Origin of the sequence: Streptomyces sp. NPDC006283 (genome assembly GCF_040613325.1) — a bacterium.
Lineage (GTDB): Bacteria > Actinomycetota > Actinomycetes > Streptomycetales > Streptomycetaceae > Streptomyces.
Genome location: NZ_JBEXRZ010000178.1, coordinates 1 through 14,848 on the forward strand (window position 1 = coordinate 1; position 14,848 = coordinate 14,848).

Below are 14,848 nucleotides of genomic sequence, written 5' to 3' on the forward strand. Positions count from 1 at the left end.
AAGCGCGGATGAGCGTTCACTGCGGGACTCCGTACACCGTCATCAGGGACTTCATGCTGCCGGGCAGCTCCGGCCTCGCCGGCGGCCGACGCGCGGGGCCTGCGGCACCGCCCCGGCACGGCCGGGCGCCATGGCCCCTCCGCCCCCGCCTCCGGCCCGGCCGGGTGCCCCCGGTCCGCCGACGCCGCGCGGGCATGATGCCGGGCCCTCGGTCCTTCGGCCCCTAACCCCGGCACGGCCAAGCCTTCGGTCTTCCCGACCGACGCCGGGTTCCCTCGGTCCGTCGACGCCGCGCGGGCATGAGGCGGGTCCTCGGTCCTTCGGCCACTGCCCTGGCACAGCCAAGCCTTCGGTCTTCCCGGCCGACGCCGGGTGCCCCTTGGTCCGCCGACACCGTGCGGGCATGAGCCCAGGCTCTCGGTCCTTCGGCCCCTAGCCCCGGAACGGCATTGGCCCTCCCGGTCACCGCAGGCGTGAGGCCAGGTGACCTCGGTCCTCTGGCACGGCGCGCGCGGGCATGAGGTTGGGCCCTCGGCCTCCGGCCACCGCCCACGGCACGGCCGAGCGCCATGGGTCCTCCGACCACCGCGCAAGTGGGAGGCAGGGGTCCCTCGGCCCTGCGGCCAGCCACCCCGCACGGCCGGGTGCCCTCGGTCCTTCGGCACCGCGTGCCTGAGGCCGCGCCTCAGTCCTCCGACACCGCGTACGCCTCCACCGAGAACAGGGAGTAGCCGAAGTCGGTCACCCGCTCGTCGCCCTGCACGCGGATGAAGCGGGTGTCCTTCGCGTCCATGCCCACGGACTCACGTCCGCCGCCGCCGTCCGTCACCGTCGCCGCGGTGCGCCAGACCTTGCCGTCCGCGGAGACCTGTATGCGGTACCGCGTCGCGTACGCCTCCTGCCAGTGCAGCACCACCTGGCCCACCCGGGCCGGACCGGCCAGTTCCACCTGCCACCATGCGCTTGGACCCAGCGGTGAGGCCCAGCGGGTCGTGGCGTCGCCGTCGACCGCGGCGGCCGCCGGATAGTCGGGCGTCTCGTCCCCGGACGACGAGGCCTTCGCCCCCTCGGCGCGTGCCAGGTCCGCCCCGGCGGTGCGCGGGAAGGCCCGCACGGTGAGCGTGCGCTCCTGCCCGGCGAAGGACACCGGCACGTGGTACTCACCGGCCGGTGTGTCCTTGGGGACCGACACCTCCACGGGGACGGTCGTGCGCAGCCCGCGCGGCACCGTCGTCTCCTTCGGGACGCTCACCTTGATGCCCGCCGGGGCCTTCGCGGTGAGGGCGCCGCGCACTTCCGCCGGGCGCTGCGCGGTCAGCCGGACCTGGGCACGCTGCGGACGGCCGCCGATCTGGGCGCTGGTCGTCCGGCGTACGAGATCGAGCCCGGCCGCCGGTTCGTCCGCGAACCACGGCACCAGGGACTTCACGGCCACGTCGCCGCCGTCGGCGGTCGTCACGCGTATGGCGTCGACCCGCAGTCCCTTCGCGTCGGCCTGTGTCCAGCCGCCCGCCGCCAGCGGTCCCAGCGAGCGCCAGCCCTGGCCGGGCACATGCGCCTCGAGCCGGCCCGCGGACTCGGCGGAGCGGGGCGCCCCGGTCGCGGGGGCGGTCATCGCGGTCACTGCTGTGAGCGGCCGGGGCCGTTCCAGGCGCACGACGTCCTCGCCGGGCTTGCCGGCGGCGGCCTGGTCCGCTCCCGTCCAGGTCCGCGACTCCTTCACGGCCCGGTCCAGGAACGGCGTCAGCACGCCCTTGCCGACCGTGGCCCGGCTCTCTCCCACGGCCGTGCGCAGCGGCTCCAGGGCCAGCGAGGCGCGCCATGCCGCTTCGCCGTCGCCGCGGGCCTGGGCCTGCAGCATGTCCACCGCCAGTTCGCCGGCCTGCCCGTAGCGGGCCAACTGGCTGAGCCAGGGCCGCACTTCGACGGCAAGTCGCCCGTCGGCGATCTCCGAGAGCCGGTCCGGCGAGTGGCGCATCACCGTGAACGCCGCGCGCAGAGCCGCCGCAGCGCGGTCCCTCGCCTTGGTGTCCGAGGTGGTGCGCGAGCGCCAGAACTCGTCCAGCAGCGGACGCAGATACGCCGACTCGGCGTCGGGACTCAGTATCGAGGACGCGTCGTTGCCGGCGAGGGCGAGCAGCGCCTCCCGGGCCTTCGCGTCGCCGCCCGCCAGGTCGTCCAGCGCGGCCTGCCACGACTGCTCCGGCCGGTAACCCTTCGGGTTCCAGGCGTAGTCGGCGGCGGTGAACAGGGGGATGCGGGAGGCGGCGGCCTGCTCCATGGCGTTGGCCAGGAGCGCCGCCGAACCGGTCGCCACGGCGGGCTCCCGGCCGGTGTACGGGCCGAGGAAGATCCGGTCCTGGGCGTAGTCGTTGACGGGGTAGTTGTCCATGGTGACCAGCGGATGCTCGAAGGCGTCCCGCGCGCCCGCGAGTTCACGGCCGGTGATGGTGCGCGGCACCACGCCGACGCCGGTCCATGCCACGCGGACCCTGCCGTCCAGCTGCTTCGCGAGCGCGCGCCGGTAGTCGGTGGCGCCCTCCTGGTAGAACTCGGTCGGCATCACGGACAGCGGCTCCGCGCCAGGATGGCGCTCGGCCAGGTGACGCGCCAGCTGCCCGGCGACCCGCGCGTGCGCCTTCGCCGCGGCCTCGGGTCCGGAGCCGAAGGTCTCCGCATCCCTGGAGCAGTGCCACTCGCTGTAACTGACGTCCTGGAACTGCAGCTGGAAGGAGCGGAATCCCAGCGCCCACATGGCGTCGATCTTCCGCGTCAGCGCCTTCACGTCGGCGTCGTCGGCCAGGCACATCGACTGCGCGGGCGCGACGGCCCAGGCGAGGGTGACGTGGTTCTGGCGTGCCCGCTCGGCCAGTTCGCGGAACTCGGCGCGCTGCGCCGCCGGATAGGGGTCGCGCCAGCGGGCCTGCCGGAAGAGGTCGTCGCCGGGGGCGTAGAGATAGCGATTCTGCTTGGTCCGACCCATGAAGTGGAGCTGCGCCAGGCGCTGCTCACGGTCCCAGGGCTGCCCGTAGAAGCCTTCCGTCATGCCGCGCACGGCGGTCCCCGGCCAGTCGCGCACGACGACGCCCGCGACGGTCCCTTCGTCCGTGCCGTTCGCCACGAGTTGACGCAGCGTCTGCACACCGTGGAACAGGCCGTCCTCGCCGACGCCGTCGATCGCGACCGTGTCACGGTCCGCGACGCGTCCGACGGCGAGCCGGTAGCCGCCGGAGGGCAGGTCGGCGCGCTCTGGCGCGCGCAGGGCGCGCAGCGCCGACTGGGCTTCGCCGCCGCCGAGATGCACGACCGGGCCGCGTCCGGGCAGTGCGGTGTGCACGGTCCGAACGCCGGCGGCGCGCAGTGTCTCCCGCAGGAGTTCGACCGCGTACGGGTCGGCTGAGGGGGCGGCGACGACGGTCGCCTCGTCGCCGAGCCGCACGGCGTCGCCCTGCGCGCGCAGCGTCTGGGGACGCGGCCACACGGCGGGCAGCGCGGAGTCGGTTTTCGGGTCCTGTGCGGTGCCTGCGGGGGAACCGGGTTCCTGCGGCTGTACGGGCGCGCCGTACGCCCCGCCCGCCCCGCCCAGCAGGCTGCCGATGACGGCGACCGCGACCGCTGCCGCCGTACGCCTCCTCGCCCCGAGCCGCACGGCTGTCTCCCCTCGTGTTCCCCGCCATTCCGGTCGGTTTCGAGCCCACCACCACCACCGTCGGAGTGTCAATGTGCGTGGCCGTTGTGCACCTTTTGCCTGCGGTGGTGAATGATCGGAGGCAACTGGCGGACGGGGAACGGAATGTGACACAGAACACGTTGACGGATCGAGTACGTCTGCGGTCGCGCCCGCTGGGTAGGGCTGCTGTAACCCCTCACATCCCATGGGAGTGATCAACGTGGCCGCATCCGCGCACCTGCTGCTCTCCGCCCTGTCCAAACAGGTCCCGGGCCAGATTCCCGGCCGGCTTCCGGGTCGGCGCAAACCGGCTCAGGCCGCCTGCCCGCTCGCCCCTGAGGTCCCGCTGACCAGCGAGCCGCCGCTCGCCTACGACGCGCCCCTCACGAGCGAGCCGCCGCTCGCTCACGCCGCCCCCCTCACCAGCGAGCCGCCGCTCGCCGACATCGCGCCCCTCACGAGCGAGCCGACCGCCCACGGCACGGCGGGCGGTACGGAGTCGCCAGGGGTCTAAGGAGTCCGCATGGCCCTTGCCCGGCTTGCCGAGCTGCACGGAGTCGCCACCACGTTCGCGCCTGCCAAGGGCGTCACCGTCGCAGTCCCGGACGCCACCGTCGTGGCCGTACTCGCCGCGCTGGAGATCGACGCGTCCACGCCGCAGGCGGTACGCGCCGCGCTCGACCGCGCCGAGCAGGCGGCCGCGGAGCGGCTGCTGCCGCGGACGGTGGTTCTGTGGCGGGGGCCCGACGACAGCCTTGCCGTCCCGCCGCACCTCGCCGGCCTCCCGGCCGGCACCGCGCTGCGGGTGACCACGGAGTCGGGCGACGCGCTCACCTGGACGACCCCGCCGTCGCCCGGCCCCACCACCGCGGGCCGCCCCCGCCCGGACACGAGACCCGAGCCCCCGCGAGGCGCCCCGGACCGGCCGGGTGCGGCCGAGGAGCCCGAGGCGGCCGGCGGCCCCGAGACGCGCTGGTCGCGACTGCCCCTGGGCGTGCACCGGCTGTACGCAGAGGCGGTCGACGGACGCACCGCAGACGCCGCCCTCGTCGTCGCCCCGGACGAGGCGCCCGCGCCCGAGGGGCGCGCGTACGGCTTCCTGGTCCAGCTCTACTCGCTTCTCTCCGCCCGGTCCTGGGGCATGGGGGACCTCGGTGATCTCGCGGAGCTCGCCACCTGGTCGGGGCGGTCGCTCGGCGCATCCTTCGTTCAGGTGAACCCGCTGCACGCCGGCGTACCGGGCGCCCCCAGCGACCCCTCCCCGTACCGCCCCTCCTCCCGCCGTTTCCCCGACCCCGTCCATCTGCGGATCGAGGACGTCCCCGAGTACGCGTACGCGGACCCGGCCGCCCGGCAGCGGCTGGAGGAGCTGCGTGAGGAGGCGGCCCGGCTGCGCGAATCGGTGCTGGCCAAAGGCGCGTTGATCGACCGGGACGCGGTCTGGGAGCTCAAGCGCGAGGCGCTGGAGATCATTTACCGCATCCCGCTCGGCCCCGGACGCCGCGCCGCCTACGACGACTTCCTCGCCGAGCAGGGCAGGGCGCTGGAGGACCACGCCACCTGGTGCGCGCTCGCCGAGGTCCACGGCTCCGAATGGCACGGCTGGCCGGCCGGGCTGCGCGACCCGCGTTCGCCGGAGACGGCGGCGGCGCGGAGCGCGCTGAAGGACGGGGTCGACTTCCACAGCCGGCTGGTCTGGCTGGCCGACGAGCAGCTGGCCGCCGCCGGGCGTGCGGCGCGCGAGGCCGGCATGGCCGTCGGCATCGTCCACGACCTCGCCATCGGCGTGCATCCGGGCGGGTCCGACGCCTGGGCGCAGCAGGACGCGTTCGCCGCGGGAATGTCGATCGGCGCCCCGCCCGACGCGTTCAACGCACACGGCCAGGACTGGGGCCTGCCGCCGTTGCGTCCCGACGCGCTCGCGGCGTCCGGCTTCGCCCCGTTCCGCGGACTGCTGCGCGGCATCCTGCGCAACGCGGGCGCGCTGCGCATCGACCATGTAATGGGCCTGTTCCGACTGTGGTGGGTGCCGGTCGGCAGCCCTCCCACCGAAGGCGCCTATGTGCGTTACGACGCCGAGGCGATGCTCGCCGTCCTCGTGCTCGAGGCGCACCGCGCGGGCGCCGTCGTCATAGGAGAGGACCTCGGGACGGTCGAGCCGGGCGTACGGGATGCCCTCGCCCGGCGGCGCGTGCTCGGCACCTCCGTGCTCTGGTTCGAAAGGGACTGGGACGGCGACGGACTGCCGCTGCCGCCTTCGAGGTGGCGCGAGGGGTGCGTGGCCACCGCCACCACGCACGACCTGCCGTCCACGGCGGCCCGGCTGACCGGAGGACATGTGGAGCTGCGCCACCGGCTCGGTCTGCTGGCCCGCCCCCTGGAGGAGGAGCGCACCGAGGAGACGGCCGACGTCACCGAGTGGCTCGGGGTGCTCGCCCGCCTCGGTCTGCTGCCGGAGGGCGCGGGCGACGAGGAGGGTGGCATCCGGGCCGTGTACCGCTTCCTGCTGCGCACGCCCGCGCGCATGGTCGGCATCTGGCTGCCGGACGCCGTGGGCGACCGCCGCCCGCAGAACCTGCCGGGGACGTGGGACCAGTATCCGAACTGGCGGCTGCCCGTCTCCGACGCCGAGGGTCGCCCCATGAGCCTGGAGGAGCTGGCCGCCTCGCCCCGCTTGCACCGGTTGATGGCGGTCTTCGGTGCCCGTACGGCACCCCCGGACGCGCGGCCGTCATAGCCGTTCGCTACGTTGGGGACCGTGGACAAGAAGAACGCCTTGCGCGCCGGCGCCGTCGCGGCCGGTACGACGCTGATGATGCTGCTCATGTCGTCCCCGGCGCTTGCGCTCACCCCGGACGACGGCGACGACCCGGGTCCCGGCCTGAGCGTGGCCGAGACCATCGGGCTCTACGTGGTGGCGCCGATCGCCCTTTTCGTGGTGATCGCCGGCCTGGTGATGGTGCTCGACAAGTCCAGGAAGCAGAGCTGACGCAGGGCTGATCCGGCCTTCCGGCGCCCCGGGTGCGTGACGCACCCGGGGCGCCTTTGTCATGCCCCGATGCCTCATCGTTCGGATCTGCTTCAAAGAGTCGTCGAAAACATTCGATGGACCTGATGGTTCCTCGGGTGTGACGGTTGATCCACACGCCGGCGATGCCCTGTGGAGGGCGGAGGAGACAAAGGATGACCGTGACGACAACCGCGACCACGACCGGCACGGCAGGCGCCGGGAGCGGGGACCCGGCCCGTGGCAGAGACCGGTGGGTGCGCGGCGCCGTCGGGCCCGGACTGCTGCTCGCCGCCGTCGCGACACTCGTCTGGTCGGGGAGCTTCGTCACCTCCCGTGCACTGCACGACTCCGTGCCGCCCGTCCAGGCCGCGTTCTGGCGCTGGATCGTCGCGATCGCGGCCGTCGCACCGTTCGCCCTGCGGCAGACCTGGCGGCAGCGCGCTCTGATCCGACGCCACTTCGGATTCCTCCTCGCTGCCTCCCTCCTCGGCGTCACCGTCTACAACACCCTCGTGAACCAGGCGGGACTCACCACCTCCGCGGGGAACATGGGCATGATCATGGCCGCCTCGCCCGTGGTCATGGCCGTGTACGAGCGCCTCGGCGGCACCCGGCTGGGTGCCCGCCGTGTCGCCGGCATCGCCGTCGCCTGCTGCGGCGTGCTGCTGCTCGTCGGCGACGGGTCCCTGGCCTTCGACTTCACCCCCGGCGATCTGTGGATGTTCGCCGCGGCGCTCAGCTTCGGCTCCTACAGCGCGCTGCTGCGCCGCCGTCCGGCCGAAGTCGAGGGGCCCGTCCTGCTGTTCACCACGTTCGTGCTCGGAGCGCTGATGCTGCTGCCCGCGTTCGCGGTCAGCGTGGCGCTGCAGGGCGGCTTCGAGCCGACGGCAAGCACCGTCGGACCGCTCGTGTACGTCGGCGTCTTCTCCTCGGCCGTCGCGTTCTTCGCCTGGAACAGGGCGATCGCCCTGATCGGTGCCGCCGGAGCGGGAGTCGTGTACTACCTGCAGCCCGTCTGCGTGGCTCTGCTGTCGTACGCACTCCTGGGCGAGACGATGGGGGCGGCGCAATTCGTGAGCATGACGCTGATCCTCGGGGGCGTGATGCTGGGTGCTGCCGGGCGGTCGGACGGCACGCGGGAACGAAGGCGGCAGACCGCGGCCGGATAACGTGCCGGGCATGACCGAGTGGGACTTCAGGAAACTCCGGATTCTGCGCGCCCTGAGCGAACGCGGAACCGTCACGGCCACGGCAGAGGCGCTGCTGATGACCCCCTCGGCGGTGTCGCAGCAGCTGTCGAACCTGGCCAAGCAGCTCGGGGTGCCGCTGCTGGAGGCGCACGGACGGCGGGTGCGGCTCACCGACGCGGCCGCTGTGGTGCTGCGGCACGCCGACGCGGTGTTCGCGCAACTCGAGCGTGCCGACGCCGAGTTGGCCGAGTACGTCCGGGGTGAGGTGGGCGTGGTGCGGGTGGGTGCGTTCTCGACGGCCGTGCCCGCGCTGCTGGTTCCGGCCGTACGGGGGCTGCGCGAGGCCCATCCCGGGGTGGAGGTCCGGGTCCGGGAGGCGGAGGCGGCCCAGGCGTACGAACTGCTGTCGTCCGGCCACGTGGATCTGGCGCTGTCCCTCGCGGCGCACGCGCCGACGGCCCGTGACCCCAGGTTCGCGCTGGTGCCGCTGCTCGCCGATCCGCTGGACGTGGCGCTGCCCGCCGGGCATCCACTGGCGGCGTCGGAGGATCTGCGGCTGGCGGACCTGTCCGGCGAGCCGTGGATCTTCGGCGGCAGCGGGCCGTGGTCCGAGATCACGCTCACGGCGTGCGAGGCCGCCGGCTTCGTACCGGAACAGGCGCACTCCGCGGCCGGCTGGACGGCGATCCTGGCGATGGTGGAGGCGGGGATGGGAGTGGCGCTCGTTCCCCGCATGGCGGCGGAGCGGCGGGACGGGGTCGTGATGCGCGCCCTCGGGAGCGGCCGTGGCGCGGACCGGCCGCGGCGGCATGTGATCGCCGCCGTACGCCGCGGGTCACAGGCGGCGCCGGGCGTGGCCAGGGTGCTGGACGCCCTGCGCGACGCGGCGGCCGCTCGACGGCCGGACTGACGAGTCCGTCCCCGGCCCCGGTGTCGCTCAGGCCCTGTCCGGCGTCGGCGTCCCGTGCCGCGAGCAGCAGGAGAGCAGATCGGGCCACTCGCTCCGCCCGGACTCTGGGCGGAGCGCCGGACTTTGCGCGGGGCGCTGCGCCAGGGCCCGCGAGCCCGGCATGATCCGAACGAGAGGCCCTAGGCGGCACGCCGGGTCGGCGCGCGTCCACGGGCAGCTGTGGCGCCGTCGGCGAGAAGATCCCACCACCAGGAGATGGCCGGGATGTCCAGCGGCTCCGCACTGTCGTCGGTCGGGACGTCCGTGAACACCGACGGCATGCTCGCCGGGTCGTCGGGCGTGGTGTAGCGCACCGAGCTGATGCCCCAGTCCTGAGCGCCGCGTATGAAGCAGCGCAGGCTGTGGAGGTACTGCCGGAGCTGGGGGCTGCCGTGCGCCTCCAGATGCTCGCTCACCCTCGTGAACAGGCACATCACCCGGTCGCGCTGGGAGATCGCGAGGTTCAGCGCCTGGACCGGAGTCAGGCCGCGTTCCTGCTCCAGCACCCGCAGAGCGTTGAGGTAGTAGCCCGCCCCCCGCCGCTCCTTGTGGTGGGAGAAGATGTCGTTGTCCCAGGTGATGACGAAAGAGGCCATTTCGGCCACCGCGCGTACCGCGGTGTGGTCCCGCTCGTGCGGCTGGAGTTCGTACCCGTGGCCCATCTCGAGCATGGGGAGGACCACCGACGTGGCACCGTCGTAGAGGCGCATCAGGGTGTAGTCGTTGAGGTCGGGGACGGTGCCCGCGCGCCGGTGCGCGGCCTCCCACACCACGGAGAAGAAGTACTCCCGCAGCGCGTCCACCCAGCGGGCCGTCTGGCCGGCCGTTCCGTAGCGGTCCACCCGCAGCCGCAGGTCCCGCAGGCCCGCGGCCAGCGGGTCGTCCTTCATCATCGGCGCCTCCGGGTTCTGCGCCACCCGGATCAGTCGGTGCAGAAGACCGGCCAGGTCACCGGGCCGGTACCCGAGCTCGCCTTCCTCGCAGTGGCCGTCGTCGACGCCGAAGAGCCAGAGGATGAAGTCGGCGAGCAGGGAGACGACCTCCTCGCGGCCCTCGGGCAGTATGCGGGCGGAGAACGTACCGATGTCCTGCATGACCAACTTGCCACGCAGTTCTTCGGATCCGATGCGAAACGTTTCCGCCCAGGCCGCCGTCTGGACGTCTATGTCCGCGTGCCGAGGGTGGATCGCCTGCTGGATGGGCGAGAAGAGCGGTGGAACGGTCAGCTCGGGCTCCACTGCGGGCCTGCCTCTCGATGCCGGGTGCCGCGCGTCAACGCCGCTGCCACACGCGCAACTTGCACCTCAGGTGATCAACTACGGGGCATCGTACTCAGCCACCGTGGCCGATCCAATAGGACGAAGTCCGTGCAAAACCGGCCAGGTCCGAACTTTCAGCGGCCGGAACGGAACAAGGACCTCCATGTATCGCGAGGAGGCGGTGTGCACACCGCGGGCAGGACCTCAGCTGCCGCCGCGGGGGTGAACCACCATCGGCATGCGCGTCGGGTGGGCCATGGCGGCGGTGGACTCCTTCGGGGGCTTGCTGCCCGGTACGGGGCGCAGCTTCCAGCGCGGCAGGATGGTGGCCAGGGTGATGGCTGCCTCCATCCACGCGAACCGGTCGCCGATGCACTTGCGGTTGCCGGCGCCGAAGGGCACCACGTGCTCGCGCGGACGCCGGGCGACGTGCTCGGGCAGCCAGCGGTCGGGGTCGAACCGGTCGGGTTCCGCGTACAGGTCAGGGTTCCGGTGCAGGGCGTAGGGGCTGATCAGGACCTCCGTTTCGGCCGGGAGGTGGTAGCCGCCGAGCGTGACCGGCTCGATGGTTCTGCGCATGAGGATCACGACGCCGTGCATGCGGATCACTTCGTCAAGGACGCGAGTGATGCCGGGCAGCTGCGGGATGTCCGCGAAGGTCACGGGCCGGTCCCCCACGGCCTTCTCGATCTCCTCGAGCACCTCCTGCTCGACGTCAGGACGCGCCGCCAGGTGGTGCAGTGCCCAGCTCAGCACCGAGGCCGTCGTCTCGGTGCCGGCGAACAGCATCGTCGTCAGCTCGTCCCGCACCTCCAGATCGGTCAGACCGACCCCCGCGTCGTCGCGCGCGGCCAGCAGCAGTGACAGCAGATCGGTCCGCTCCTGCGGGGCGGATGCCCGCGTCGCGGCGATCACGTCGTCGATGACGCTGCGCATCCGGGCCGCCGAGGTGTCGAACGCGTGCCATATGGGCCAGTTGTCGGTGAACTGCGGGGCCAGCGCCCTGCGCAGCATGTTCTTCAGGATGACCGGCAGGTCCTCGAGGACCGCCTCGACGGCAGGGCGCCCGATGTCGGCGGAGAACAGCGTGGCGGCCAGCGTCTCGATGGCGTGCGTCCCCATCACCTGGTCCACGTCGATGCGCTGCCCCGCGGACCACGAGTCGGCGAGAGCCTGCGCCCGCTCGCTCATCACCTCGGCGTACCCGGCGATCCGCTCCTTGTAGAACATCGGTTGTATCAGCCGCCGGTTGTGCAGGTGTTCCTGGCCGTCCGAGTTGGCGAGACCGTTGCCGACCAGCGGCCGCACACGCTCGAAGAGCCGGCCCTTCCGGAAGGACTTGCCGTGTTTCACCATGACCTCGTTGACCGTGCCGGCACTGGTCACGACCACCATCGGCATGGTGCCGATGTCGAGCCGCAGGACCGGCCCCTCGGCGTGCAGGGCCCTAAGGACGCCCAGCGGATCCCTGAGGAGCCTCGGAACGTGACCGAGCCCTGGAACACGGCCCTTGGCTCGGGGTATGTCTGCCAACGTCACGGCGGTACCTTTCGCGGGACGGAGCACGCGCGGTCACCGACTCGCGATCCGGCGTGTGTCTGAGGACAGGGCGGTGGAGATCAATCCGGAAGAGCAACCGGAATGATCTACGAAGCATCACCGTAGAAGCAGAAGCGCCACTCCACCAGGGCACGGACGCCGGACCGCCGCCTGCGCCACTTCCAAGTGGTGCACGAGCGTCGCCTGCCCGCGGATGCCCGGACGTGCCACGGGGCCCGGCGAGAGGGGTCTCGCCGGGCCCCTCGATGCGGGCGGTCGTGCGGAGTCGGAATTGCCGGAGTGCTGCGGGCAACGCTCGGCGTCAGCGCCCGCGGGGGCCACGCAGGCGCCGGACGTCTCAGCGTCGGAGCAGCGACCGCCACCACGACAGTGCGGGTTCCGCTGCGGGCGCGGCGGCCGGCTGCGGGGCGGGCGTCGCGGCGACGGGCAACGGCTGGGCGGCCGTTGACGGGGGCTGGGGGACCGGGGAGCCGCCCAGGGACCGGGGCCGGGTGAAGCGCACCGGCAGGGCCGAGGGGCGGCTGGTGAGCCAGTTGGCCTGGATGCCGATCTCGGTCTCCGGGACGGCCAGGGTCAGGTCGGGCAGCAGGGCCATGAGCTCGTCGATGCCGGTGTCCGCGATGGCGCGGCCGATGTCGCCGCCCGGGCACTCGTGGGGGCCGCTGCTGAGGGCGAGGTGCGAGCGGTTGCCGTGCATCGGCAAGGCGAGGTCGGGCCGTTGCTCCGGGTCCACGTTGGCGGCGGAGATGCACAGCAGGAGCATGTCCCCGGCCTTGATCTGCTGTCCCGCCAGGACGGTGTCCCCGACGGCCCACCGGCCCGGGACGATGCCGATGCTCGGGGCGTCCCACATGACCTGCTCCAGCGCGTCGGGCAGCGTCATACGGCCACCGGACAGGCTGCCGCGGAAGCGGCGGTCGGTCAGCATCAGCCGCAGTGTGTGGGCGATCAGGTTGACGGTGCCCTGATGGGCGGCGACGAGCACCAGGCGCAGGTGCTCGACGATCTCGGTGTCCGTGAGGCGGGACTCGTGCGCGATCAGGCGCGAGGCCAGATCGTTGCCCGGCTCGGACTTCTTGCGGGTCACCAGGTCCTCGAGGACCTGGGTGACGAGCGCGTTGCTCGCGGCCGCCGTCGCGCTGCCCCGCATCAGGTCGAGCGTCGGTTCCACCAGCGCCGGACCCTCGTCCGGCGCCATGCCGAGCAGACGGCTGACGACCAGCATGGGCAGGGGCTCGGCGTAGTCGCGGACCAGGTCGGCGGTGCCGTCCGCGGCGAAGCGGGCGACGAGCTCGCGGGTGTAGTGGGTGACGAAGCGGCGCATGCCGCGGCGGTTGAAGGTGGCCAGCCCGTCCACCACCGCGCCGCGCAGCCGCGAGTGCTCCTCGCCGTCCGCGAAGACGCACAGCGGCTGCCAGCCCACCATGGGAATCAGGGGAGAGTTCGGCGGCACCTTGTTCTGCTGGAACGCGCTCCAGCGGCGCGAATCCCGCGAGAACTTGGTCGGGGTGCGCATCACCTCGAGGTTCTCGCGGTAGCCGAGCACGATCCAGGCCGGGATGTCCCCGTGCAGCAGGACCGGAGCGACGGGGCCGTACTGCCGGCGCAGCTCCTCGTACAGGCGGGAGGGGTCAGCTGCCTCCGGCAGGCGCCGCAGGCTGTCGGCCGGCATGCCGTGAGCGGGGCAGCCGGGCGGTGGGAGGAGACCGTCGGCGGGTGTCGGGGGTGGGGTCGTCATGACGCCTCCTGCTTCGTGGCGAGGGTCTGGAGGTAGCGCATCAGCGTCATCAGGACGTCACGGCTGGAGCCGCGCTGCCGCGCGTCGCACAGCACGATCGGCACCGACTCCGGCAGGTCCAGCGCGCCGCGCAGCTCCTCGAGGGGGTGACCGGGCGCGTCCGGGAAGGAGTTGACGGCGACCACGAACGGTACGCCGCGCTCCTCGAGCCGGCCGATGACGTCGAAGCTGACCTCGAGCCGGCGTGTGTCGACGAGCACCACGGCGCCCAGCGCGCCCTCGAACAGGCCGCGCCACAGGAACCAGAAGCGCTCCTGGCCGGGGGTGCCGAACAGGTACAGCACCAGTTCCTCGTTGATGCTGATGCGGCCGAAGTCCATCGCGACGGTCGTGGAGGTCTTGCGCTCCACGCCCTGGGTGTCGTCGACGCCGACCCCGGCCTGGGTCATCGTCTCCTCGGTCGTCAGCGGCCTGATCTCGCTCACCGAACCGACCAGTGTCGTCTTGCCGACGCCGAAGCCACCGACGATGACCACCTTGACGGCGGCCGTGGCCGTCTCCGGCAGCACGTCCTCGCTCCGTGGGCCCACGGCCTGTTCAGAGCTTCTGAAGTCCATCGATCACTGCCTCAATCAAAGCGCGGTCGGGGAGACGGGCGGCTTGGACGGGTGCGCGGGCCAGCACCTTGTCCTCGGCCATGAGGTCGCTGAGCAGCACGGTCACGACACTCACCGGAAGGCCCAGATAGGCGGAGATCTCGGCCACGGAGAGCGGTGCGTTGCAGATGCGGACGATCGCCGCGTGTTCCGGCTGCATACCGGGTTTGGGCCCCGACCTGGCCACGATCAGTGTGACCAGGTCCAGGGCACTGGGTGCGGAGGAGCCGCTGCGGCCGCCGGTGATGACGTAGAGCCGCTCGGGACTGCTCTCTTCCCAGTCCGCGCCCGCGTCGCTCACGCGGTCTGTCCTTCGTGCCGCGGCGGCGTGCTCAGGTGCTCTCCGATCCGCAGCACGAGATCCCGCATCCGCTGGCCCATCAGCCCGGCGTCGACTCCCTCGTCGGCGAGTACCGCGAGATACGCGCCGGCGCCGGCCGCCATCAGATAGAAGAAGCCACCGTTCATCTCGATGACGACCAGTCGCATCTGCCCGTCGCCGTGCGGCAGTTCGGAGGCCACGGCGGCGGCCAGGGACTGCAGCCCCGCGCAGGCGGCGGCCAGCCGGTCGGCGGTGTCGGTGTCCGCCCCGTACTGGGCCATGCGCAGACCGTCGGCGGACAGGACGACCACGTTACGGGTCTGCGGAACGCCCTCCGCCAGGTCCTTGAGCATCCAGTCCATATTGGTCTGGTTGGACTGCCGCTGAATCATGGCTGCTGGTTCCCCTTGCTTGGCTGGGTGGTGTCACCGGACAGGCCGTTCTGAAACGCGGCCAGCCACATGCCGGGCTGCACCGCCGGTGCGGGGTCGGCC

12 protein-coding genes are annotated in these 14,848 nt (G+C 72.5%); 5 read left to right on the forward strand and 7 right to left on the reverse strand.

Annotation, left to right across the window (positions count from 1 at the left end; all coding sequences use genetic code 11):
• Nucleotides 1-685 precede the first annotated feature (685 nt).
• The gene (locus ABZ070_RS27850; RefSeq protein ID WP_356638081.1) at nt 686-3,649 is read right to left on the reverse strand and encodes a beta-N-acetylglucosaminidase domain-containing protein; all 2,964 of its coding nucleotides are present in this window, start codon (nt 3,647-3,649) and stop codon (nt 686-688) included.
• A 241-nt stretch (nt 3,650-3,890) separates the two neighbouring features.
• Between ABZ070_RS27850 and ABZ070_RS27855 the strand changes: the two genes are divergently transcribed.
• From ABZ070_RS27855 to ABZ070_RS27875, 5 genes are all read left to right on the forward strand, one after another.
• Entirely contained in the window at nt 3,891-4,184 is a 294-nt protein-coding gene (locus ABZ070_RS27855; protein ID WP_356638082.1) for a hypothetical protein, read from the forward strand.
• Nucleotides 4,185-4,193: 9 nt separating this feature from the next.
• Complete coding sequence (gene malQ / locus ABZ070_RS27860; RefSeq protein ID WP_356638083.1) at nt 4,194-6,407, forward strand: 4-alpha-glucanotransferase; 2,214 nt, start codon at nt 4,194-4,196, stop codon at nt 6,405-6,407.
• 21 nt (nt 6,408-6,428) lie between these two features.
• Nucleotides 6,429-6,659, forward strand: a complete 231-nt coding sequence (locus ABZ070_RS27865; protein ID WP_356638084.1) for a hypothetical protein — start codon at nt 6,429-6,431, stop codon at nt 6,657-6,659.
• Nucleotides 6,660-6,853: 194 nt separating this feature from the next.
• Nucleotides 6,854-7,849, forward strand: coding sequence for a DMT family transporter (locus ABZ070_RS27870; RefSeq protein ID WP_356638085.1), 996 nt, complete (start codon nt 6,854-6,856; stop codon nt 7,847-7,849).
• Nucleotides 7,850-7,859: 10 nt separating this feature from the next.
• Entirely contained in the window at nt 7,860-8,780 is a 921-nt protein-coding gene (locus ABZ070_RS27875; protein WP_356638086.1) for a LysR family transcriptional regulator, read from the forward strand.
• 179 nt (nt 8,781-8,959) lie between these two features.
• Here ABZ070_RS27875 and ABZ070_RS27880 read toward each other — a convergent pair whose 3' ends face one another.
• The 6 genes from ABZ070_RS27880 to ABZ070_RS27905 form a co-directional block, all read right to left on the reverse strand.
• Nucleotides 8,960-10,057 carry a selina-4(15),7(11)-diene synthase gene (locus ABZ070_RS27880; protein WP_356638087.1) on the reverse strand — a complete coding sequence of 366 codons (1,098 nt, stop codon included), beginning with the start codon at nt 10,055-10,057 and terminating at the stop codon, nt 8,960-8,962.
• Between the two features lie 225 nt (nt 10,058-10,282).
• Complete coding sequence (locus tag ABZ070_RS27885) at nt 10,283-11,617, reverse strand: cytochrome P450 (RefSeq protein ID WP_356638088.1); 1,335 nt, start codon at nt 11,615-11,617, stop codon at nt 10,283-10,285.
• A gap of 358 nt (nt 11,618-11,975) precedes the next feature.
• Nucleotides 11,976-13,376, reverse strand: coding sequence for a cytochrome P450 (locus tag ABZ070_RS27890; protein ID WP_356638089.1), 1,401 nt, complete (start codon nt 13,374-13,376; stop codon nt 11,976-11,978).
• Entirely contained in the window at nt 13,373-13,993 is a 621-nt protein-coding gene (locus ABZ070_RS27895) for an ATP/GTP-binding protein (RefSeq protein WP_356638090.1), read from the reverse strand. Before ABZ070_RS27895 ends, ABZ070_RS27890 begins: the two co-directional genes overlap by 4 nt.
• Nucleotides 13,974-14,333: a DUF742 domain-containing protein gene (locus ABZ070_RS27900; protein ID WP_356638091.1), complete on the reverse strand. Its 360-nt coding sequence runs from the start codon at nt 14,331-14,333 to the stop codon at nt 13,974-13,976. Before ABZ070_RS27900 ends, ABZ070_RS27895 begins: the two co-directional genes overlap by 20 nt.
• Nucleotides 14,330-14,746: a roadblock/LC7 domain-containing protein gene (locus ABZ070_RS27905; RefSeq protein ID WP_356638092.1), complete on the reverse strand. Its 417-nt coding sequence runs from the start codon at nt 14,744-14,746 to the stop codon at nt 14,330-14,332. Before ABZ070_RS27905 ends, ABZ070_RS27900 begins: the two co-directional genes overlap by 4 nt.
• Nucleotides 14,747-14,848 lie beyond the last annotated feature (102 nt).

Coding starts and splice junctions, on each gene's coding strand:
- malQ (WP_356638083.1), top strand. CDS start 4,194: ATGGCCCTTGCCCGGCTTGCCGAGCTGCACGGAGTCGCCACCACGTTC.
- ABZ070_RS27870 (WP_356638085.1), top strand. CDS start 6,854: ATGACCGTGACGACAACCGCGACCACGACCGGCACGGCAGGCGCCGGG.
- ABZ070_RS27875 (WP_356638086.1), top strand. CDS start 7,860: ATGACCGAGTGGGACTTCAGGAAACTCCGGATTCTGCGCGCCCTGAGC.
- ABZ070_RS27890 (WP_356638089.1), bottom strand. CDS start 13,376: ATGACGACCCCACCCCCGACACCCGCCGACGGTCTCCTCCCACCGCCC.
- ABZ070_RS27895 (WP_356638090.1), bottom strand. CDS start 13,993: ATGGACTTCAGAAGCTCTGAACAGGCCGTGGGCCCACGGAGCGAGGAC.
- ABZ070_RS27905 (WP_356638092.1), bottom strand. CDS start 14,746: ATGATTCAGCGGCAGTCCAACCAGACCAATATGGACTGGATGCTCAAG.